Below are 21,285 nucleotides of genomic sequence, written 5' to 3'. Positions count from 1 at the left end.
CTCAGGTCACCTGGTATTCCGGGCTGACCAGCCCGAGGGTGAGCATCAACCGGGAGTTGGTGGTGCCGCGCAGCACCTCGTACGTGCGGTCGGTCCAGGTGTCCACGCAGAGCAGGTGCGCCACCTCCTCCGGGGTCATCCGCTCCGGGCTGAGTTGGCTGGCGAGTTTGCCGGCCAGCGACAGTTTCAACCGGGCGGCAGCCGAGGTCAGCCAGGCCACCCCGGCCGGCCAGCCGCCCACACTGGGCGGGGCGAACGGGCGTTGCCCGAGACCACCGAGCCCGTCCAGCAGCCCGGTGATCGTCTCCGCGGGAAGGGTGGCCGGTCGCAACCCGAGTTGTCGCAGTGCGCCGACCAGCCACTCGACCGGTTGTTTGACCATGGTGGCGCGGGTGCCCGGGAAGGTCTCGTCGGCCAGCAGCACCCGCAGCATCGGCAGCGGCTCGGGGAAGGCGGCGGCCATCTTCTCCCGGATGTGGTCCGGGATCGGCTGGGTGCTGGAGGCGTACCGGTGCCAGAGCCGGGCGGCCACGAACCGGGGGCAGGCCTCCTGGGTCAGCGCCAGGTCGACCAGGTCGTCGGCGGTGAAGTGTCTGGTCACGCCGAGGATGCTCGACGCGCCGTCGTGGTGGCGCCGAGGGTCGAAGACCGATCGCTGCCCGGCGAGATCGATCCGCCATCCGGTCAGCGCCAGACCGGCCTGCTGCACGTCTGATTCGGTGTAATGACCGAGGCCGAGGGTGAACAGCTCGAAGAATTCCCGAGCCAGATTCTCGTTGGGTGCTTCCCGGCTGTTCAGTTGGCCGTCCAGCCAGTGGACCAGAGCCGGATCGACAATCATCCGATGGGCCATGTCGCGAAAGTCGCGGGCTTCCCGTAGGGCGAGGTGCTGGGCCAACATCAGTTGCGGGCTCTTGACCTTGACGATCGAGGTGGCCCAGTGACCGTGCCAGAAGAAGAGCAGTTTCTCCGCCGCCTGGTGGTCGGCGACGGTCATCCGGTCCAGCCACCACTGGGTGAGGGTGCTCGCCTGCGCTCGGCGCAGCCCGTCGGCCTCGACCCGCTGCGCCGGGGTGGGCTCGGGGGTGCCGACGTACGGGTCGGGGCCGAGCGGGGGGAGGGGTGCGCGGGTGGCGCCGATGTCGGGCCCCGTGGGGGTGGTCAGCGCCGCGAGGGTGGCGGTGAAGCCGGCTCGCCGTGCTGCCGCCAGCTCGTTGGCGGTTGGTCCGAACCCCGCTCGGCGGAGCAGCAGAGCCACGTCGTCGGTCATAACGACACCATTGTGGAACCCTCAGCAGGGAGGCGACATTTCACCACTATCCAGAATTCCGCCCGTCGACGACGGGTCGAGCCGCGCCCCGACGATACGTCCCCGACGGATGCACCGCATAGAGTGTGGACGATCAGTATTGGTGGCGGTGATCCGGTGTCCGATTACTTACTTGTGTCGGCCATGACATGTGTTTCGCTCAATATGTCAGCTATTATCGGCGGCTGCATCGCCGATCGTCCACACTCTTACGGGGGTACGAGGTGATGGATCAGCCGGTTCCACCCACCCTGCGCCAACCGTCCAGCCCATCACCGGTCGCGCTCGCGGGCGCCACGGCGGACCCCGACACCTGGCCGGGCATTCCGCGGCAGCCCGTCGGGCCGGACCCGGTCCCGCCCGTGCGGGCCGGACGTTCGGTCGCGCTCGTGCACGAGTGGTTCACCGCGACCGGCGGTGCGGAACAGGTCTTCCGGCAACTCACCGAGGTCTTCCCAACCGCCGAGCGGTTCGCGCTGTGGAGTGACGACGACGCCGACCCGCCGCCGCTGCGGGTGTCGTGGCTGGCCCGGACACCACTGCGCGGCAACAAGGCGGTCGCCCTGCCGTTCATGCCGCTGGTCTGGCGCACCCTCACCCGCGACCGGTTCGACGTGGTGATCTCCTCCAGCCACGCCTTCGCGCACACGGTCCGGCTCGGGAGTCCCGACCGTACCCGGCACCTCAGCTACGTCCACGCCCCCGCCCGCTACCTCTGGAACCCGGGGGTCGACGACCGGGCGTCCGGGCGGATGCTTGCCGTCCCCCGCCGACTGATGCGGGCACTCGACGTCGGGCTCAGCCACCACGTGCACAGTTACGCGGCCAACTCCGTCGAGGTGCGCGACCGGATCCGGAGGCACTGGAGGCGCGACGCCTGGGTCATCAACCCACCGGTCGACGTGGACTTCTTCTCCGCCGCGCCGACCGCCGACCGGGCGCAACCGCGCGACTACCTGCTGGGCGTCGGACGCTGGGTCCGCTACAAGAACTTCGACCTGATCATCGCGATCGCCGAGGAGGCCGGCCTACCCCTGGTCATCGCCGGCTCCGGGCCCGAGGAAGCCCGACTGCGGCACCTGGCGCACCAGGCGCGGGTGCCGGTCACCATCGAGGTCCGGCCCGACCGCATCCGGTTGCGGCAGCTCTACTGGGGCGCCCGCGCCCTGCTCTTCCCCGTCCACGAGGACTTCGGCATCGTTCCGGTCGAGGCGCAGGCCTGCCGCACCCCGGTCCTCGGGCTACGCCGTGGCGGTCTGCTGGAGACGGTCGTCGACGCGGAGACCGGCGTTCTTGTCGACTCGCTCGAACCCCGTGACCACGCGGCGGCGATCGGCCGGCTCGACGACCTTGAGCAGGCGCGGATGCCCGTTCAGGCGGAGCGGTTCTCGACGCAGACCTTCGCCCGCCGGGTGACCGAATGGGTCGATCATGAGTGTGGCTGACCCGATGCGGGTGCTGCACGTCACCCACACCGCGCAACCCGGCGGGGCCGAACTGGCCCTGGCCCGCCTGCTCGGTCAGCGGCACCCCTGGCAGGCGTCCCTGTACGCCCCACCCGCCGGCGTCGCCTTCGACAAACTCCCCGCCCGGGAGGTGGCACAGGCCCGGGACCTGCCGACGCTACCCACCGGCGGCACCCGAAGTGGGGCACCGCTGCTGGCCGCCCGCTACCTGACGGCCCTGCGAAACGGCGCCCGGGTGCTGCGGCGCAGTCCGCTGTATCAGCAGGCCGACCTGGTGCACGCGAACACCGCCGCCGCGGCGATCATCTGCGCGCTCGCCGACCGCGCCGGGCGCCGGCCCCTCGTGGTGCACCTTCGCGGCCCGTTGACGGTGGAGAGCCTCGGCCCGATCGGGCTGCCCGTGTTCCGACGGCTGGCCATGCGACGCGCCGACGGGCTCATCGCCAACTCCGGGTTCACCCTCGCCAGTGTCCCGTCGGGCCCCCGGATTCCAGCCCAGCGGACGGTGATCCAGAGCCCCAGCGGAATCTCCGAGCGGCTCGCGCACCCCGAGGTCCGACCCCAGGTCAGGGCCATCGGGATGGTCGGCCGGCTGCAGCACTGGAAGGGTCAGCACGTCTTCCTCCGGGCGTTCGCCGCGAGCCTGCGCGGCACTGACGTGCGCGCGTACCTCTGCGGTGCCCCGCTCTTCGGCGAGGAGGCCTACGAGACGCAACTGCGGGAGCTCGCCGCCACGCTGGGCATCAGCGAACAGGTCACGTTTCACGGGCACGTCGACGACATAAACGGTTTCCTCGACTCGATCGACATCCTGGTGCACTCGTCGTTGGGGCCCGAGCCACTGGGCCAGACCGTGCTGCAGGGACTGGCCCGGGGGCTGCCGGTGGTGGCCACCGAGGGCGGTGGGCCGGGGGAGTGGATCCGCTCCGGGGCCAACGGAATGCTCGTCCCGCCCGGAGACCCGGACGCGCTCGCCGCGGTGCTGCGTACCCTGGTGGCCTCGCAGCGGCTACGGCACGACCTGGCGACCGCCGCCGCCCACACCCCGGGCCTGCTGTCCGACGCGGACTGCGTCGATCGGCACGCCGGGTTCTTCGAGTCCGTCCGCCGCGCCCACCGGCCGGCCCACGCTCGGGGCGCGGCGTGAGCGCTGAGGCACTACGGATCGGGTACGTCCAGATCCGCCCACCCGGGCTCACCGAGACCTTCATCCCCGCCGAGATCGAGGCGGTGCGGGCGGCCGGGGCGACTGTCGAGATGTTCGTGGCCAACCCGGACGGTAACCGTCGGGCCGAGCCGGGTCGGGCCGCCGTCCACCTGCTCCGCCGTCCCGGCGGGCTCCCGGCCGACCTGCGCCTGCTCGGACCGCCGTCGCGGGCTGCCGGCGGGCGGGGACTGGCTCGCACTCTGCTGGCCAGCGGCGCTGCCACCGCCCTCGTCGACGAGATCGCGCGCTTCGACCCGGACGTCCTGCACGCCCACTTCGTCAACCTGCCCACCGCTGTCGCGCTGCTGGTCGGGCGCCGACTCGGTCGGCCGGTGACGGCGACCGCACACGCCGCCGACTTCCTGCTCGACCCGGACCCGGCGGCGCTGGGTCGCCGGCTGGCCCGACTGCGGCACCTCTTCGTCGTCTCCGCGGCGACCGCCGGCCAACTCGCGCACCGCGGAGTGCCGATCGCGACGACTCCGCACCGGGTCGTCCGGGCCGGCGTCGACGCCCGGCTCCTGGACGCCGCACCGGCCGGGCCCGCCGCCGCGCCGGGCACCCCGACGAGGATCGTCACCGTCGCCCGGCTGATCCCGAAGAAGGGGATCGACACCGCCATCGACGCGGTGGCCCGGCTCGTCCAGGCCGGGCAGCCGATCCGGTACGACGTCTACGGCGACGGTCCACTGCGGGCGCACCTGCGGCGTCGGATCGACTCGGCGGGGCTTACCGACACGGTGGTGCTGCACGGGGCGGTGCCCCATCCGGTGGCCACTGCCGCACTCGCCGGCGCGCACATCGCCGCGCTGCCCTGCCGATCCGCCCCGGACGGCGACCTCGACGGCATCCCGGTGTTCCTGATGGAGGCGGCCAGTCAGGGCGTCCCGGTGGTCACCACAGCGGTGTCGGGCATCCCCGAACTCGTCGGTCCGGACAGTGGCTGGCTCGTCCCCCCGGACGACCCGGTCGCCCTCGCCACAGCGATCCGGGCGGTGACCGCCGAGCCGGTCACCGCGCGGCGGCGAGCGCAGGCGCTGCTGCTGCGACTCCGGTCGGAGTTCGCCCCGGCGGTGCAGGCCGACCGGTTGCTGGCGGTCTGGCGGGACCTGGCCGGCCCGGCCCCGGCCCGCCGGACACTGCTGGGCGAAGGCGGCCACCGGTGACCCTCAGCGTCGTCTCGTCGTACCTGCCGATTCCGCTCGACCGGGGCGATCCCGTCCGGGTGTCGATGATGGTGCGAGCGCTGGCCCAGGTGCCGGACTGCACCCTGCTCGTGGTCCGCCGCCCGGACAGCACCGACGAGCAGGTGGAGCAGTTGCGCCAACTGCTCCACCCGATGCGGGTGCGGACCTTCGCGGCCACGCCGTTCCGCTACGACCGCCTGGGTCCGGCGGGCCGCTACTCGCAGGCCCTCGCGTACGGCCTGCCGCCCTGGATCCGGAGCCGTTACAGCGCCGACCTGCACGACGAACTGCGGCGACGCGACGGCGCGGCGATAGCCCTCGGTGAGGCCGCCGGCGCCTACTTCCACGGGACCCGGCTGCGCTGGCACTGGGACAAGGCAAACGTGCTCGCCGCGAGCGTCCCGCAGGAGATCGAGGCGGCGGGCGACCTCGCGTACCGGCTGCGCGCCCGATACCTGACCGCCGTCTCGACCCGCTTCGAGCGCCGGGCGCTGGCCTGCTGCGCGACGGTCTCGGTGACAAGTGCCGACGAGGCCGAACGGCTACGTCGACACCACGGTCGGGTGGCCACCTTCGTGCTACCCAGCTGCGTCCCGCTGCCCGCCGGCCATCAGCCCCGGCCCCGGGAGCGCGAGTTGGTCTGGCTGGGCAGTTTCGCGTACGAGCCGAACCTGACAGGTCTGCGGCGCTTCCTGGCCGAGGGCTGGCCGGCACTGGCCCGGTCCGGTTACACCCTCACCCTGATCGGCTCGGGTCTGCCCGCGCCGGTCCGCGCCGAACTGGACCGGCACCCGGCGGTACGGGTGCGGGGTTACGTCGAGGACCTGCGCGCCGCGCTCGGCAACGCCCGCGCCGGTGTGGTGCCGCTGTGGAGCGGCGCCGGCGTCAAACTGAAGACCCTCACCCTGCTGGCCCACGCGGTCCCGGTCTTCACCACGCCGGTCGGTGCCGAGGGCGTACCGGCGAGCCCCGCCGTCCGGGTCGCCGCGGACCCGCCCGGGATGGCCGCGGAAATCCTCGCGACCACCTCGACAGCCCTCGACGCGATGGCCGTCGAGGCGACGCGGCTGGTGGGCCAGGAGTTCTCCGAGGACAGGTTCGCCGAACGCCTGCGCACCGCTCTCGGCACCGACGGCTACCTCGCCGATCGCGGTGCCACCGGCACCGAACCAGCCCGATGATGGCCGTCAACCGGCTGGTCGCCTCCACCGCCGCCAACCTGCTGATCCCGGTCAGCGGGCTGCTCGTCAGCCCCTTCCTCTCCCGGGAGCTGGGGCCGGAGGGGCGCGGGTTGTACGCCGCGCTCACCCTGCCGATCGTGATCTGCGGCTGGCTGGGCACCTACGGCCTGCAGGACGCGCTGACCTTCCACGTCCGGCAGGGCCGGCTGTCCGGCCGGGACGCGGCCCGGGTCAGCCTGCTGGCCGCCCTGCCACTCGGTCTGGTCGCCGTGCTGCTCCTGGGCGTGCTGGGCCTCTTCGTCTTCGACCGGAGCGAGGTCGACAGGCAGCAGTTCCTGGCGCTCGCGCTCCTCGCGCCGTTGCACATCATGGCGAACCTGGCGATCGGCGCCCTCACCGGTGCCGCGGACCTCGGCGGCGTCAACCTGATGAAGGTAGTGCCGGCGGCGCTGCGGACGATCCTGCTGGTCATCGCCTGCGTGGCTCTCGACCTGAGCGCCTTCTGGGCGGCTGCGCTGTTCCTCACCGCCACGGCAAGCGGAGTGCTTGTCGGGCTGCCCCGGCTGCGCCGCCGCCCGGGGCCGGCGAGCGTCACCCGACCAGCCGACCCGGCCGAGCCGATTCCCGTCCGGTCAATGATCCGCTACGCGCTCACCTGCCTGCCGGGGGTGCTCGCGGCGACCTCCAGTGCCCGGCTCGACCAGGTCATCGGCCTGCCGCTGCTCGGTGCACGGGAACTCGGCTTCTACGCGGTGGCGGTAAGCGTGGCGGAACTGCCGACAGTCGTGGCGACCGCGGCCCGGACCGTCCTGATGGGTGGGGCAGGCAGCGAGGACCACGACTCCGTGCTGCGGGTCGCCCGGATCGCCGTCCCGGTGACGGCGCTCGGCTGCACGGTCCTCGCCGCGAGCGCGGGTCTGCTGGTGCCACGGTTCTTCGGCGCCGCCTTCGCCCCCGCCACGCTGCCCACCGTCATCCTCTGCGCGGCCACCGTCGTGTTCACCTGCGTACAGATCTTCAGCGCCCTGCTGCTCGTACACGACAAGGCGGGCCGATCGTCGGTAGCCCTCGTCGTCGGCTCACTCACCGGCGTGCTGCTCCTCGTCGGACTGGCCCCGCTGGGTGCGGTCGGTGCGGCCCTCGCCAGCCTGGTCGGGTACGCCGTCGCGGCCGGCATCGCCGCCCGGTCGGTCCGCGGGTTGCCAGCGGTGCCGTCACTACGAGCGGTGACCGTGCCGTACGGCGCGGACCTCCGTCACCTGCATGCCGGGCTCAGGCGGCGGTGGCGGCCTCGCCGGACCGGTCCTCCCGAGGCACCGGATGCGGCCAATTCACAGTCAGCCGGCACAGGCGGGGGAGTCCGATGAGTACGGTGTTCAGCGGCCAGACCAAGGGTGCCCTGCTGCGGGCCAGCAGACTGATCCGGCCGGACAGCGGCACCGCCGAGTGGCTCGGCACCGGTGGCGTCGTCGTGCTGCTGGTCCTCGCCTGGATCAGGGTGACCCTTCCCCAACTCGTCCAGATCCTGCAGAACGGGCGGCCGGCCTTCAACTCGGCGGTGGAGTCGATGCCGCCCGCCGGTCGCCTCCTGGGTGACGTCACCACAGCGGCCTTCATCGTCCTGGCCCTTCTCCTCACCGGGTACGGGCTGCGGCAACGCCGCCCGGACCGGCTGTGGGCGCTCGTCGGGGTCCTCGCCCCACTGGCCGCCATCCACCTCGCCGGGCTGGTGAACGGGCAACCACCCGGGCCGGTGTCCCTGGCCCTCCCGATCGCCGTTGTCGCCATCTGGGCGCTCCGACCCGGGGCGCTGGCGCTGGCCGCGATCGGTGTGCTCGGCGCGGCCACCGCCGTCGTCGCGATGCTGCTGGCGGTCGTGCGGCCGGACCTGGGGCTGCTCACCGGTGCCGACGCGGGCAACAAGGGTTGGGCGATCGGTGGGTTGCTGGCCGGCCCGTACCCACACTCGAACGTGCTCGGGCTCATCCTCGCGCTCAGTCTGCCGTTCGTGTTCGGCATCCGTCCGACGGCGGTACGGCGGGTCACCCTGGCGCTGATCCTTGTCGGTCTGCTGTGGACCGGTTCCCGGACCAGCCAACTCGCGGCAGTCGTCGTCCTGCTGACCTGGGGGCTGTTCCGCTGGCGTACCGGTGGGCGGCCCGACCGGTCCGGACCGGGTCACCGCCGGTCTCTGCCGATCCTGATCGGCCTCCCGCTTGTCGTCGCGCTCGGCCTGACCATCCTCAGCCCACTGCTGACGCGCGACCCGGCGGGCTTCACCAACCGGGGCCGGACGTGGCGTGCCCTGCTGGACCGCTGGACGGAGCGGCCGCTGACCGGCCACGGCCCGGAATACTTCGAGCGCGAGCCGGACCTGGCCGCGGCGCTCGGCGGCCGGTACACCCACGGGCACAACGTGCTCGTGCACCTGCTGGCCATCGGGGGCCTGCTCACCGTCGTACTGTTCGCGGTGCTGCTGTACCAGGTCTGGCGGCGGTCGATGTTCCTGGCCGGGGCGGGCATGCCGGGGCCGGCGCTCTTTCTGATCGCGCTGCTCTGGGTCTCCTGGCTGGAGGCATCGCACCTGTCCGTCACCCTCGCCGGATACCTGACCTGGCTTCCGCTCGCTCTGATCGCCCGAGCCGGGCTGCCCCGCCCCGCGCCCGAGCAGGTGACCGGGTCAGAAGATCAGGACGTCCCGTAGGTAGTTGGCGACCCGGCGGAGCTGGTTGGCGCCGCCGACCGGCGCTGTCATCCGCAACACCAGCTGTTTGTCGATGTCGCCGCTGCCACTGCGCCAGTACGCGACCACCACCAGGCCGTACCGCTGCGCGCCGTCGATGGTCAGGCTGCTGGTCTCGGCGTACGCAGAGGTGGGACCACTGCGTACCCACTGCAGCCCCCAGGCCTCCTCGCCGGTACGCATGGCGGTCTGGCGTGGCCCGTCGCAGGGCGCCGGGCAGTCGCGCACGACCAACTCACCGCCGAGCGCGGCCTCGCTGCCGGCCGGCGCGCCGCACTGGTGTCTGCTGAGCCCCGCGGCCCGCTCGACGGACGTGCACTGCCAGGTCGGCGGCACCTTCACCGGAAACGGTAGACCGTCAAGTCCGTTGAGGGTGAGGATCCGGTCGGTGGCGGCGAACCGCACCCACTGGGCGGGCCACTCGCCCTGCGCCGGCGGTTCGAGCCCGGGGCTCAGCGGGGCGGCGGCCGGTGCCGGTGCGGGCAGCGCCGACTGACCCGTCGTGGGCTTCGGTTGTGGGGGATCCGTGCCGGGGTCGAGCAGCAGGACCAGACCACTACCGGCGACGAGGCCGAGCACCAGACCGATGACCGGCATGGCCCACCGGCCCGCGCCGGATCGTCTCGGCGCTGGCGTCGGTGCCGGTGCCGGTTCGGCTTCCGGTTCGGGTTCGGTGGCGGTGGACGTTGAGCGGGGCCGGCTGTCCTGCGGCCGTGACGGGACGGCCCACACCGGCATCGGAGCCTGCTTCGTGGGCGTCAGCGTCGGTGGTGGCGGCAAGGTCGGTGGTGGCGGCAAGGTCGGGGTTGGCGGCTCGACGGCTGTCGGTGGCTTCTCATCAGTCGGCGTCGGCTGCGGGGCGCGCGGTGGCGCCTGCTCGGCCGGTGGCCGCTGGTCGGCCGGTGGCGTCCGCGTCGCCTCGGCCCGTTGCGTCTGCGTGGCCTCAGCCGCCGGCTTCTGCGTGGCCTGCGCCCGTGGCGTCTGTTCGGTCCGCGGCGTGGGCTCGGCGCGTGGCGTCTGGCGCGGCACCGGGATCGCCGCCCGTTGTGCCTGCTCCGTTTCAGCGGGCGGCTCGTCGGGCTCGGCCGGCGCCGGCTGGTAGGTCATGCCGAGGGCGACGAAGGTGCGTTCGGCAGTCGGCAGGAGATCTTTCGGGTACGCGACCCAGGGCGTGGTGGCGGAGAAGTCCGCATCGACCCAGAGCGGGCTGCCCGCCTCCGAACGGGCTATCGCGTGGCTGGTGGCCGCGAAAGCGTCCCGCCACCGTGACTCTCCGGCGACGCCGACGTCGAGCATCACCACCACGAGAGCCTGCTGGCCATCATCGACGGCAGACCAGATGCTGCCAATCTGGCAGACGCCCAGTCTCCGGATCCGTTGGTACGGACCAATTGGCTGCATGTGCGACCTCTTCCGCTCGCCCACGTGATGATATCCATGTCGACCCATCCGGATCGGCCCGGCGAAGCCCCGGAGCGGGGAAGTCTCTGCCTGGATGACGACAGTCAGCGATCGGGTGGCCGTCGGTCGTCCGCCCCTGGGCGCGAAGCCCTGGGCCATCCCGTACCCACCGGCGATAGCCTCGGCGCATGAACTGGCTGCCTGCTGACTTCGTCCATCCCGTGCACGTGCCGGTGCCCGGCAGCACGCTGCACCTGCGGCCGATCCGGGAAGCGGACACCGCGCTCGACTACCCCGCCGTGATGGGCTCCCGGGAGCGCCTGTGGGAGATCTTCGGCCCGGCCTGGGCCTGGCCCCCGGAGACGATGACCTACGAGGAGGACCGCGTCGACCTGCTGCGGCACGAGAAGGAGATCGCCGCGCACCAGTCGTTCAACTACGCGCTGTTGGACGAGGGCGAGACGGCGCTCCTGGGTTGCGTCTACATCGACCCGCCGGAGCGCATCGGCGCCGATGGCGAGATTTCCTGGTGGGTGGTGAACGACCTCGTCGGCAGCGCGGCGGAACGCGCACTCGACGCGTTCGTGCCGCAGTGGATCGCCGCCGACTGGCCCTTCCAGGAACCCCGTTATCTGGGCCGCGACATCTCCTGGGCGGACTGGCTCGCGCTGCCGCGCGCGTCGTGACATGTCCGGGGTGATCCGTGGCGGCGGCTCCGAGTAGTGCGGAGACACCGCGACGGCCGGGCTGCCGTCGCGCCGGGCGTCGCGGGTCGCGGGTCGTCGAGCGTTCGGTCGATGACCTCAACGACGTGCCGTGAGCGGCACGAGGACGAGGAGGACGACCCCGAGCGCGGCGGCGCCGACGGCCCACCACCAGAAGAATCCCGAGAAGACCGAGGCGATCAGAAGCCCCACACCGAGACCGGCCAGCAGGCCGAGGGCGAACAGGGCCCGTGCGGGCAGGGCGAGGTGCGGCAGGCGTCGGAGCACGAGAACCTCAAGCCAGGTGCCGCCCGACGCCAGCAGTACCGCGCCGACCACGTCCACTGCCGACAGCCCGTGACCTTCGCTGAGGGCGACGAGGACCCTGCCCTCGTCGCCGGCGGGAACGAAGAGGATCAGCACACCAGCGGCGATGAGGAGCACGGCGATGGCGACCTGCCGGCGTGGGGCGCCCTCGACATTGCGTGACATCGCCACAGTCTCGGCCATCCGTCGTCGGCTGCGCAGGAGCCGGATCGGCGAACCTCGAACCCCGTGACGCCGGCCTTGGGCGACCTTTGGCCGGGCACGCGACGGGGCCGCACCCGGTCGCAGTGGCCGGCGGCCGCGTGTCGGGCCCGTTCAGCCCGGTGGTCCGTGGCCGGTGCACGGCCACTGTGACTCGATGATGACGAGCGGTACGGTCGATGCGTGCGGCGCGAACCGCCGTTGGAGAGCTGGGGGCCGTGCAGTGTCCTTCGACATCGGGAACGGGATGAGGAATGTCGGTGACTGAGCACCGCCTGCCCGATCACGGCTCCGAAGCTGTCCGTGCCGACGACGCACGGGTCGCGTGCACGGCATGTGGGCAGGACTGGCAGACCTGGTACCGGGTCCGTGCGGACGGGCGGGTGTTCCTGCTGTGCCCGGAGTGCGACTCGATCTGGCTGCCGGGCGACGATCGTCATGCGGCTCCCACGCGATATCTGGACGAGCTGTTCGGCCCGCAGCCGAAGTTCTTCAACGCCTGGGAGTTGATCGAGAAGTGCGCGTCGCCACCCGCTGACCGGGAACGCGGACGCGGATGAGCCCGCTATCCCGCCGTGGAGACCGGACGATGACCCCTGGGGTCACGTCCCACCGGATGCTTCACACAAGTGGTGCTCTGCTGCGGCAGACGCAGGTCATCGCCGAAAGCTGACCGGGTCGGCGAGGTACCGGTCGAGGTCCGGGTCCTCGTGCACCTCGTCGAATTCGTCTGCGATCACCCACCGTTCGCCGAGTTCGGCGCGCAGCTGGTCGAGGGCCCGCCGAACGGCCGCGTTGAAGGCTTGGCATTCCGGCTCGCGCCACGGCCCCGGGTCGGGTGGATAGTCCCGGTTCAGTGATGCGTCGTACCACTCGACCAACTGGGTCAGCTCATCCCGAAGGGTCACGCTGATCGGCAGCGCCGCCAGGCGCACCGGATTCCCCCAGGCCTCCCGTTGCTGCGGGTCGGTTGGCCACAGGACACCCCCGGACCCGGCGTCGAAGAAGAACCGGGCGTGCCTGGCTGTACCGCCGTAGGGCCTATCCACCCAGGAGCTCACGGAGGTCGGCCGCCAGCCTGGTCATCTCCTCGCCGGCCTCCACCACGAGGACAGTCCGGGCCGACGCTGGTGGGTGCAGTACCTGTGCGCCCTGCACATCGGGCCGCACCCGGGCCGCCTCGCCCTGGCCGCCAGCACGCCGGCCACCATCCGGAGCTGGCGCGCAAAGCTGCTCGACGGCGGAGCGAGCGGGACCGCGAAATCGACTCGGCCGTGGACCGGCGGAGAACGCCACCGAATCCTGTCCGACCTGGGCCAGATCGGATCGCACAGTCGGGTCCTCATGTTGGTGAGCGGCGGCGGCTTGGACTACGTGATCTCCTCCGCCGTCGGCTGGAAAGAGGATCACGGTGACGACCGGGATCCAAGCAGCCTCGCGTTCTTCCCACCGGGTGCTGACCCGAACCGGCTCCTGCCCGGCGAGTAGTGGGCCACGAATGGCCCGCCAGATCGAAGCGGGGGAGTGGCCGACCGGCCCAGGAGCGGGGATGCGGCCTCTGACCTGGGCCGAAGGCCGTTGGAGCGGGCGACGGGAATCGAACCCGCGTAGTCAGTTTGGAAGACTGAAGCTCTACCATTGAGCTACGCCCGCATGCCCCCGCCGAAACGGGGCGCGCGGACAGCGTACCCAATGCTCTTGCCGACCGTGCAGCCACGCCACCCGACCGGGTGGCGCCGACCGCGGCGTGGCGGCCGACGGGCGTTACGGGGCTTTTCGTGATATTTGTCCGGGTGGCGGGTGCCCCGGCACCGCCCGGGTCGCGCCGACGGCATAGACTGCACGTCGCCACGGGGTGTGGCGCAGCTTGGTAGCGCACTCGCTTTGGGAGCGAGGGGCCGTGGGTTCAAATCCCGCCACCCCGACTGTCGTCTGCGGCCGGGCCGCCCCGGGCGCCGCCACCGTGCGGTTCCCGGGCGCTGCCGGAGCGTCAGGCCGGCTCACCTACACTCGATGGGCTGAAGCACGCCCAGACTCAACTGAGATCCGTCAAGGAGTACGCCTGTGAAGAGCACCGTCGAGACTCTGAGCCCGACGCGCGTGCGGCTCGCCATCGAGGTGCCGTTCGTCGAGCTCGAGCCGAGCCTCAAGAAGGCGTACCGGGAGATCGGTTCGCAGGTCCAGGTTCCGGGCTTCCGCCGGGGCAAGGTCCCGACCGCCGTGATCGACCAGCGGGTCGGCCGCGGCACCGTCCTCAACGAGGCGGTGCAGGAGGCCATCCCGGAGAACATCATGGCCGCGGTGCGCGAGCACGACCTCAAGACGCTCGGGCGCCCCGAGGTCGAGATCACCGAGTTCAACGACGGTGACTCGCTCAACTTCACCGCCGAGGTCGACGTCCGCCCGGAGATCACGCTGCCCGACGCCTCCACCATCGAGGTGGTCGTCGACGAGCTGCAGATCGACGAGAGCGAGATCGACGAGCAGGTGAAGAACCTGCGCGAGCGGTTCGCGACCCTCAAGACCGTCGAGCGGGCCGCCGCCGAGGGCGACTACGTCCAGATCGACCTGAACGCCACAGTCGACGGCGAGGACGTGCCGGGCGGCCAGGCGAGCAACATCTCCCACGAGGTGGGCAGCAAGCAGCTCCTGCCCGGCCTCGACGAGGCCGTCGTCGGCCTCTCCGCCGGTGAGGACACCACCTTCACCACCCAGCTCGTCGGCGGCGACTTCGCCGGTCGCGACGCCGAGGTGGCGGTGACCGTGCGCACGGTCAAGGAGAAGGAGCTGCCGGAGCTGAACGACGAGTTCGCCCAGATGGCGAGCGAGTTCGACACGATCGAGGAGCTGCGCGGCGACCTGCGGGCCCGGGTCACCCAGGGCAAGCAGGTCGAGCAGATCTACGCCGCTCGGGACAAGGCCCTGGCGCGGCTGGTCGAGGCCGCCGAGATCCCGGCTCCGGAGGGTGTCGTCCGCGAGGAGGTCGAGAGCCGCAAGCAGGCGATGGTCGACCAGCTGGAGCGGATCGGCGCCTCCATGGAGGAGTACCTCGCGGCCGAGGACAAGACCGAGGAGCAGATCGACACCGAGCTGACCGAGGCGGCGACCGAGGGCGTCAAGGTTCAGCTGCTGCTTGACACTCTCGCCGACGCGGAGGACGTGCAGGTCTCCGACGACGAGTTCGGCCACGAGATCGTGCACCGGGCGCAGCGCGCCGGGATGGCCCCCCAGCAGTACTACGACCAGCTGGTGCGCTCCGGTGCCGCCGCCGCGGTCTTCGGCGACGTGCGGCGCGGCAAGGCGCTCGCCGCCGTCATGGAGCGGATCACGATCAAGGACTCGGCCGGCAACGAGGTCACCCTCGACGCCCTGCGCGCCGCCAACGAGGCGGAGCACAACCACGACCACTGATCGTCGACTGCGGCCGCCGTCCGCCGCTGTGCGGTGGACGGCGGCCGAATTCTTTCCCCGGGTACGCCCCGGGGAGCCCGCGCCGCGGGTGTGCCCGACACAGCTGCGCTGAGAGCGAACAGTGCCCCGACCGGGACTCTGCCGCCCCGCACAGCGGTTAGTGTCGGGAAAGACGGTACGGAGAGCGAAGGGCTGCCATGACCGACATGCACATCCCCAAGAAGTCGCTCCGGGCGATTGACGCGCGCGGTGGCGACTCCATTGGCAACCTCGACGACTCGGTCTACAACCGGTTGCTCAAGGAACGCATCATCTTCCTGGGCAGTGAGGTGACCGACCAGGTCGCCAACCGCATCTGCGCGCAGCTGCTGCTGCTCGCCGCGGAGGACCCGGACCGCGACATCAACCTGTGGATCAACTCGCCGGGTGGCTCGGTCTACTCCGGCATGGCGATCTACGACACCATGCAGTTCATCGACAACGACGTGTCGACCGTGGCGATGGGCATGGCGGCCTCGATGGGCCAGCTGCTGCTCTGCGCGGGCACCAAGGGCAAGCGGTACGCCCTGCCCCACGCCCGGATCATGATGCACCAGCCGTCCGGTGGTCTGGGCGGCACGGCGTCCGACATCGCCATCCAGGCGGAGCAGATGCTCTACACGAAGCGGATGTTCCAGGAGCGGGTCGCGCACCACACCGGCCAGAGTCAGTCGCAGATCGAGGCGGACTCGGACCGGGACCGTTGGTTCACCGCCCAGGAGGCCATGGACTACGGCTTCATCGACAAGGTGATCATCGGGGCCGCTCAGGTTCCGGATGGCGCCGGGACCCTGAGCTGAGGAGCTGACGATGACCGATCTGAGCTTGCCGCCCCAGTTCGCGGCCGTGCACAACCGTTACGTGCTGCCGTCGTTCGTCGAGCGCACGTCGTACGGGGTCAAGGAATCCAACCCGTACAACAAGCTCTTCGAGGACCGGATCATCTTCCTCGGTGTCCAGGTGGACGACGCGTCGGCTAACGACGTGATGGCCCAGCTGCTGACGCTCGAGGGCACCGACCCGGACCGCGACATCATCATGTACATCAACTCGCCCGGTGGTTCGTTCACCGCCATGACGGCGATCTACGACACCATGCAGTACGTCCGTCCGGACATCCAGACGGTCTGCCTCGGGCAGGCCGCCAGCGCGGCGGCGGTGCTGCTGTCGGCGGGCACCGCCGGTAAGCGGATGGCCCTGCCGAACTCGCGGATCATCATCCACCAGCCGGCCACCGAGGGCGGCTACGGGCAGGGTTCGGACATTGAGATCCAGGCCCGGGAGATCCTGCGGATGCGGACGCAGTTGGAGGACATGCTGTCCCGCCACTGCAACCGCCCGATCGAGCAGGTTCGCAAGGACATCGACCGTGACAAGATCATGACGGCCGAGGAGTCCAAGGAGTACGGGCTGGTCGACACCATCCTGACCAGCCGCAAGAAGGGTCTGCTGGCGACTCACTCCGCCAGCTGAGCAGTGTCGGGTCAGAGGTTGGCCGGGGCGGGCAGTTCCCGGCCGACCTCTGACACACCCGTTTTGGGGGTCGGAGAATGCCCCGTCAGCGGGTAACGTCGGGTCCGTACCGCTTCGCCGGTTGGGACCGGTGGGGTGAACCAAACCGGGCGGCGCGCAGCGTCCGCAGGTCAGGGCCGGGTCTCCGGCCGACGAGTGCAGGGAGAACGTAGGTGGCACGGATCGGTGACGGCGGCGACCTACTGAAATGCTCCTTCTGCGGCAAGTCGCAGAAGCAGGTCAAGAAGCTCATCGCGGGCCCAGGGGTCTACATCTGCGACGAGTGCATCGATCTCTGTAACGAGATCATCGAAGAGGAGTTGGCCGAGTCCGGCGAGGTGAAGTGGGAAGAGCTTCCCAAGCCGATGGAGATCTGCCAGTTCCTCGACAACTACGTCGTGGGGCAGGACCAGGCCAAGAAGGCGCTCGCGGTCGCGGTCTACAACCACTACAAGCGGATCCAGGCTGAGGCGGCCGGTGCGCCGGGCTCCGGCAGTGACGCCGTCGAGCTGGCCAAGTCCAACATCCTGCTGCTCGGCCCGACCGGGTGCGGCAAGACCCACCTGGCGCAGACCCTCGCGCGGATGTTGAACGTCCCGTTCGCCATCGCCGACGCCACGGCCCTGACCGAGGCGGGCTACGTCGGCGAGGACGTGGAGAACATCCTCCTCAAGCTGATCCAGGCCGCGGATTACGACATCAAGCGCGCCGAGACCGGCATCATCTACATCGACGAGGTCGACAAGATCGCCCGCAAGTCGGAGAACCCCTCGATCACGCGGGACGTCTCCGGCGAGGGGGTCCAGCAGGCCCTGCTCAAGATGCTTGAGGGCACTGTCGCCAACGTGCCGCCGCAGGGCGGCCGCAAGCATCCGCACCAGGAGTTCATCCAGATCGACACCACGAACGTGTTGTTCATCTGTGGTGGCGCCTTCGCCGGCCTCGACCAGATCATCGAGTCCCGCACCGGGCAGGGCGGCACCGGCTTCGGTGCCCGACTCCGGTCGGTCTCCGAGCGCTCGACGGACGACATCTTCAGCCAGGTCATGCCGGAAGACATGCTCAAGTTCGGGTTGATCCCCGAGTTCGTGGGCCGGCTGCCGGTGATCACCAACGTGCGCAGTCTGGATCGCAGCGCCCTGGTGCGGATCCTCACCGAGCCGCGTAACGCACTGGTCCGCCAGTACCAGCGCCTGTTCGAGCTGGACGGGGTCGAGCTGGAGTTCGACGAGCCGGCGCTGGAGGCGATCGCCGACCAGGCGATGCTGCGGGGCACCGGTGCCCGTGGCCTGCGCGCCATCATCGAGGAGGTGTTGCTCTCCGCGATGTACGAGGTGCCGAGCAACCCCGACGCCGCCCGGGTGTTGATCACTCGTGAAGTGGTCCTCGAAAACGTCAACCCGACAATCGTGCCGCGCGAGTTCACCGGGCGTCGGGCCCGGCGGGACCGCGAGGAGAAGTCGGCCTGATCGTCCCCGCGTCACGCCGGCCGTTCGTCACTGACGCGGCCGGCGTGACCGTGTTCGGCGGTCCCACTCGCCCGACGGGGTGACCGTCACCATCATCAGCCGGGCCGGGTCCGCGGCGTCGTTGCGGTAGCCGTGCTCCCGGTCGGCGTGGAACTCGATAGTGTCGCCGGCCCGGACGGCGTGATCCTGCCCGTCGACGTGAACGATCACCGTGCCGGCGAGCACGTGCAGCACCTCGCGGGTGCCGCGGGGGTGGTCGGAGGAGCGGTGTCCGTCCCCGGGCTCCAGCCGCCAGTCCCAGAGCTCGACCAGGTCGGGCTCGCCAAGCCCGCTGAGCAGGTGGCCGGTGCCGCCGTGTTCGCCCTGCCAGAGCACTGGCGCGTCGGCCGTGGAGCTGATCCGCACCGTCTGCTCCTCGTCCGGCTCAAGGAGACGGGCGATATTGACGCCGAACGCGTCGGCGACCCGGCACAGCGTGCCGACGCTGGGGTTGGTGCGGGCGCCCTCGATCTGCACGAGCATCGCCTTGCTCACCCCGGAGCGGCCGGCCAGCTCCTCGAAGGACCAGCCCCGGGCAGCCCGTAGTTCGCGTACCTGCCGGGCTACCGCGGCGGTTACCGCGCCCACTCGATCCGGTCCTGCTTCGGTCATTAAACTATCCTTCGCGGTCACTATTGTGGTACGACAGGTACATGATGCCCATTGTCCTGGCTGCGCTGGCCGCCGTCGCGTTCGGCACTGCTGACTTCTCCGGTGGTAAGGCGTCCCGGCACGCGGACCCGATTGCCGTGACCGTGGTCTCCCAAATTCTGAGTGTCCCGCTGCTGGTCGTGCTGGTGCTGCTCGTGCCCGGCACCCCACACCTCGGTGACCTCGGCTGGGGGCTGCTCGCCGGGGTGGCCGGCGCGGGCGGTGTCATGCTTCTCTACCGGGCTCTCGCCGGCGGGATGATGGTGGTGGTCGCGCCGGTCACCGCGATCACCGCCGCGGTGGTGCCGATCATCGCCGGCCTGTTCACCGCCTCCTTCCCGGGTGTCCTGGCGCTTACCGGCGCCGGCCTCGCTGTGCTGGCCATCGCCCTGGTCAGTTTGGGGGAGAGCGGTGGCGGACGAGCCGTCCCGGCCCGGCTGGTCGGGCTGGCCCTCGCCGCCGGGGCGCTGTTCGGGGTCTTCTACACCTTCCTGGGCCAGGCCGACGAGAGCGCCGGGATGTGGCCGGTGGCGGCGGTTCGGGCCAGCTCGATCGCGGTCGGCCTCGCGCTGGCCCTCGGCACCCGGAAGCAGCTGCGGCTCGGGCGACGGGAGTTCGGTTTGGCGGCGGTCGCCGGCCTGCTCGACAGTGGCGCCAACGCGCTGTTCCTGGCCGCCGCTGCCCGTGGTCACCTGAGCATCGTCGCGGCGGTCGCCGCGCTCTACCCGGCGAGCACAGTGCTGTTGGCGTTGGCGGTCGACCGGGAACGGCTGCGCGTCGTCCAGATCACCGGGCTCGGCTTCGCCGCCGGTGCCTTGGTGCTGGCCAGTCTCTGACGCTGTCCGCGCCGGCCGTCCCGCCGTACCCTGTGCTCATGCGCGTCGCGGTCTGCCAACTGAACGCCCGGGACGACCGGAAGGCCAACCTGGCCGCCGCGGAGGCCCTGCTGGTCCGCGCGGCCGCCGGCGGCGCGGATCTCGCCGTCCTGCCGGAGTACGTCGACTACCTCGGCCCGGCCACCGGGATGCCCGAGCCGGAGCCGGTGGACGGCGAGGTGGGCAGCTTCTTCGCCGAGATCGCCGGGCGGCTCGGGATCTGGCTGGTGGCCGGCTCCTTCCACGAGGCTGGTCCGGACCCGGAACACACCTGGAACACGTCACTGGTCTTCGACCGCGCCGGCAAACTGGCCGCGAGCTACCGCAAGATCCATCTGTACGACGTGGAGATCCCCGGGCGGGTCTCCTACCGGGAGTCGGCAACTGTCGCCCCCGGGGCGCAGCCGGTGGTGGTGGACATCGAGGGACTGCGGGTCGGCCTGTCGATCTGCTACGACCTGCGCTTCCCGGAGTTGTACCGGCTGCTCGCCACCGATGGTGGGGCCCAACTGCTGGTGGTCCCGGCGGCGTTCATGATGCACACCGGCCGGGACCACTGGGAGGTTCTGTTGCGAGCCCGGGCCATCGAGAACCAGTGCTACGTGGCGGCGGCCGGCCAGACCGGCGACCACGAGCCGGGCCGCACCTGCTTCGGCCGCAGCATGGTGGTCGACCCGTGGGGGACGGTCCTCACCCAGTTGCCGGATGGCCCGGGTGTGTCGGTCGTCGACCTGGACCTCGACCGGCTCGCCGTGATCCGGGCCGAGCTGCCCAGCCTGGCAAACCGGCGGCTCTGAGCCTCAGCCCTCGAGCAGGACGCCGATCACCGCGAACCCGGCGATGGCCGCGGCGGTGATCAGCAGCGCGGTGGTCATGCGGGACTTGCCCCGTCGGGCCAGTCGTCCCACCGAGAGCACCAACACGACAAGTACTACCGCGCCGATCACCACCTGCCAGAACGGCAGCAGCACGCCGAGCAGCGACTCCTCGGCGAACACCCTGGTGCCGAGCCCGGACTCATCCATGCCTGACACTCTGGCACGGCGGGACGGCCCGCGTCTGCGGCTGTACCGGGACCGTTGCGAACCAGCCGATCGGAACCAGTGATGAACCCTGATTTGCCTTCTCCGGGCCGTCCGCGTAACTTTCTCTCTGCACGGGGGAGGCCGGACAAACCGGCCGAGAGCGGGCGCCAGGCTCGTGGCGGAGACGCCGAGCGAGGCTGAGGATCGGGCGGTGCGGAACATCCCGGAAGCGGGTTGCAAACGCGAAGCCGACCGGGTAAGGTTCTGAAGCCGGCAGGAGCCGGGCGGATAGCCGCGAAGCGGCGATCGGCCGGTCTGCGGCTTCCCACGACAGTAACGACCGCCGGGTTCGGCGTGCGTCATCGTGGGTCCGGATGAACCACATTGATCGCCTCGAACCTGAGGTTGACAATGAAAGTTCAACCAAGTAGGTTTGAGCGGTTGCCCCGAAACGGGGTTCCACTGAGGTGGGGCTTCTGGTCGGTGTGTGGTTGTTCTTTGAGAACTCAACAGGGTGCTTGTAAAGCCAGTGCCAATT

The 21,285-nt window shown here is 70.8% G+C and carries 20 protein-coding genes and 2 tRNA genes; 15 read left to right on the top strand and 7 right to left on the bottom strand.

Annotated features, from left to right (window positions below; translation table 11 throughout):
• Position 1: 1 nt before the first annotated feature.
• Positions 2–1,270, bottom strand: coding sequence for a DUF1800 family protein (locus AB0B86_RS32835; protein ID WP_357413278.1), 1,269 nt, complete (start codon positions 1,268–1,270; stop codon positions 2–4).
• 266 nt (positions 1,271–1,536) lie between these two features.
• Here AB0B86_RS32835 and AB0B86_RS32830 point away from each other — a divergent pair, with 266 nt between their 5' ends.
• Genes AB0B86_RS32830 through AB0B86_RS32805 form a run of 6 tightly spaced genes read left to right on the top strand, consistent with a single transcriptional unit; the run spans position 1,537 to position 9,054 of the window.
• The gene (locus AB0B86_RS32830) at positions 1,537–2,754 is read left to right on the top strand and encodes a glycosyltransferase (RefSeq protein WP_357413276.1); all 1,218 of its coding nucleotides are present in this window, start codon (positions 1,537–1,539) and stop codon (positions 2,752–2,754) included.
• A complete protein-coding gene (locus AB0B86_RS32825; protein ID WP_357413274.1) occupies positions 2,741–3,922 on the top strand; it encodes a glycosyltransferase in 1,182 nt (393 codons plus the stop codon). Before AB0B86_RS32830 ends, AB0B86_RS32825 begins: the two co-directional genes overlap by 14 nt.
• Positions 3,919–5,148, top strand: coding sequence for a glycosyltransferase (locus AB0B86_RS32820; protein WP_357420519.1), 1,230 nt, complete (start codon positions 3,919–3,921; stop codon positions 5,146–5,148). Before AB0B86_RS32825 ends, AB0B86_RS32820 begins: the two co-directional genes overlap by 4 nt.
• Positions 5,145–6,350, top strand: coding sequence for a glycosyltransferase (locus AB0B86_RS32815; RefSeq protein WP_357413270.1), 1,206 nt, complete (start codon positions 5,145–5,147; stop codon positions 6,348–6,350). Before AB0B86_RS32820 ends, AB0B86_RS32815 begins: the two co-directional genes overlap by 4 nt.
• The gene (locus tag AB0B86_RS32810) at positions 6,347–7,717 is read left to right on the top strand and encodes an oligosaccharide flippase family protein (protein WP_357420517.1); all 1,371 of its coding nucleotides are present in this window, start codon (positions 6,347–6,349) and stop codon (positions 7,715–7,717) included. The genes AB0B86_RS32815 and AB0B86_RS32810 overlap by 4 nt, the downstream gene beginning before the upstream one ends.
• Positions 7,714–9,054 carry an O-antigen ligase family protein gene (locus tag AB0B86_RS32805; protein WP_357420514.1) on the top strand — a complete coding sequence of 447 codons (1,341 nt, stop codon included), beginning with the start codon at positions 7,714–7,716 and terminating at the stop codon, positions 9,052–9,054. Before AB0B86_RS32810 ends, AB0B86_RS32805 begins: the two co-directional genes overlap by 4 nt.
• On the opposite strand, the gene AB0B86_RS32800 is transcribed toward AB0B86_RS32805, so the two are convergent.
• Positions 9,031–10,395, bottom strand: a complete 1,365-nt coding sequence (locus AB0B86_RS32800) for a hypothetical protein (RefSeq protein WP_357420512.1) — start codon at positions 10,393–10,395, stop codon at positions 9,031–9,033. The two genes, AB0B86_RS32805 and AB0B86_RS32800, sit on opposite strands and share 24 nt — an antisense overlap.
• Positions 10,396–10,682: 287 nt before the next feature.
• Here AB0B86_RS32800 and AB0B86_RS32795 point away from each other — a divergent pair, with 287 nt between their 5' ends.
• Positions 10,683–11,180: a GNAT family N-acetyltransferase gene (locus AB0B86_RS32795; protein ID WP_357413263.1), complete on the top strand. Its 498-nt coding sequence runs from the start codon at positions 10,683–10,685 to the stop codon at positions 11,178–11,180.
• Between the two features lie 117 nt (positions 11,181–11,297).
• On the opposite strand, the gene AB0B86_RS32790 is transcribed toward AB0B86_RS32795, so the two are convergent.
• Positions 11,298–11,690, bottom strand: coding sequence for a hypothetical protein (locus AB0B86_RS32790; protein WP_357413261.1), 393 nt, complete (start codon positions 11,688–11,690; stop codon positions 11,298–11,300).
• 296 nt (positions 11,691–11,986) lie between these two features.
• Here AB0B86_RS32790 and AB0B86_RS32785 point away from each other — a divergent pair, with 296 nt between their 5' ends.
• Positions 11,987–12,286: a hypothetical protein gene (locus AB0B86_RS32785; RefSeq protein ID WP_357413259.1), complete on the top strand. Its 300-nt coding sequence runs from the start codon at positions 11,987–11,989 to the stop codon at positions 12,284–12,286.
• 96 nt (positions 12,287–12,382) lie between these two features.
• Here AB0B86_RS32785 and AB0B86_RS32780 read toward each other — a convergent pair whose 3' ends face one another.
• On the bottom strand, positions 12,383–12,775 hold the full coding sequence (locus tag AB0B86_RS32780) for a hypothetical protein (RefSeq protein ID WP_357413258.1): 393 nt from the start codon (positions 12,773–12,775) through the stop codon (positions 12,383–12,385).
• A gap of 530 nt (positions 12,776–13,305) precedes the next feature.
• Positions 13,306–13,379 (bottom strand) — tRNA-Gly (locus tag AB0B86_RS32775).
• Between the two features lie 198 nt (positions 13,380–13,577).
• Between AB0B86_RS32775 and AB0B86_RS32770 the strand changes: the two genes are divergently transcribed.
• The 5 genes from AB0B86_RS32770 to clpX all read left to right on the top strand — a co-directional run bounded on the left by AB0B86_RS32770 (position 13,578) and on the right by clpX (position 18,157).
• Positions 13,578–13,651 (top strand) — tRNA-Pro (locus AB0B86_RS32770).
• 139 nt (positions 13,652–13,790) lie between these two features.
• Entirely contained in the window at positions 13,791–15,137 is a 1,347-nt protein-coding gene (gene tig, locus AB0B86_RS32765; RefSeq protein WP_357413256.1) for a trigger factor, read from the top strand.
• Positions 15,138–15,334: 197 nt separating this feature from the next.
• On the top strand, positions 15,335–15,976 hold the full coding sequence (locus AB0B86_RS32760) for an ATP-dependent Clp protease proteolytic subunit (protein ID WP_007464111.1): 642 nt from the start codon (positions 15,335–15,337) through the stop codon (positions 15,974–15,976).
• A gap of 10 nt (positions 15,977–15,986) precedes the next feature.
• A complete protein-coding gene (locus AB0B86_RS32755) occupies positions 15,987–16,649 on the top strand; it encodes an ATP-dependent Clp protease proteolytic subunit (protein WP_007464109.1) in 663 nt (220 codons plus the stop codon).
• A 212-nt stretch (positions 16,650–16,861) separates the two neighbouring features.
• The gene (gene clpX, locus AB0B86_RS32750; protein ID WP_110567768.1) at positions 16,862–18,157 is read left to right on the top strand and encodes an ATP-dependent Clp protease ATP-binding subunit ClpX; all 1,296 of its coding nucleotides are present in this window, start codon (positions 16,862–16,864) and stop codon (positions 18,155–18,157) included.
• Between the two features lie 27 nt (positions 18,158–18,184).
• On the opposite strand, the gene AB0B86_RS32745 is transcribed toward clpX, so the two are convergent.
• Complete coding sequence (locus AB0B86_RS32745; RefSeq protein WP_357413254.1) at positions 18,185–18,808, bottom strand: XRE family transcriptional regulator; 624 nt, start codon at positions 18,806–18,808, stop codon at positions 18,185–18,187.
• A 41-nt stretch (positions 18,809–18,849) separates the two neighbouring features.
• Between AB0B86_RS32745 and AB0B86_RS32740 the strand changes: the two genes are divergently transcribed.
• Together AB0B86_RS32740 and AB0B86_RS32735 are read left to right on the top strand one after the other, a co-directional pair.
• On the top strand, positions 18,850–19,683 hold the full coding sequence (locus tag AB0B86_RS32740; RefSeq protein WP_357413252.1) for an EamA family transporter: 834 nt from the start codon (positions 18,850–18,852) through the stop codon (positions 19,681–19,683).
• Positions 19,684–19,721: 38 nt separating this feature from the next.
• The gene (locus AB0B86_RS32735) at positions 19,722–20,519 is read left to right on the top strand and encodes a carbon-nitrogen hydrolase family protein (protein ID WP_357413250.1); all 798 of its coding nucleotides are present in this window, start codon (positions 19,722–19,724) and stop codon (positions 20,517–20,519) included.
• Between the two features lie 3 nt (positions 20,520–20,522).
• Here AB0B86_RS32735 and AB0B86_RS32730 read toward each other — a convergent pair whose 3' ends face one another.
• Positions 20,523–20,747: a hypothetical protein gene (locus AB0B86_RS32730; protein WP_357413248.1), complete on the bottom strand. Its 225-nt coding sequence runs from the start codon at positions 20,745–20,747 to the stop codon at positions 20,523–20,525.
• Between the last annotated feature and the right edge of the window lie 538 nt (positions 20,748–21,285).

This window comes from Micromonospora sp. NPDC049047 (genome assembly GCF_040649135.1).
In the GTDB taxonomy this organism is placed as follows: Bacteria; Actinomycetota; Actinomycetes; order Mycobacteriales; family Micromonosporaceae; genus Micromonospora.
This window is presented reverse-complemented; position numbering and strand designations above follow the sequence as displayed.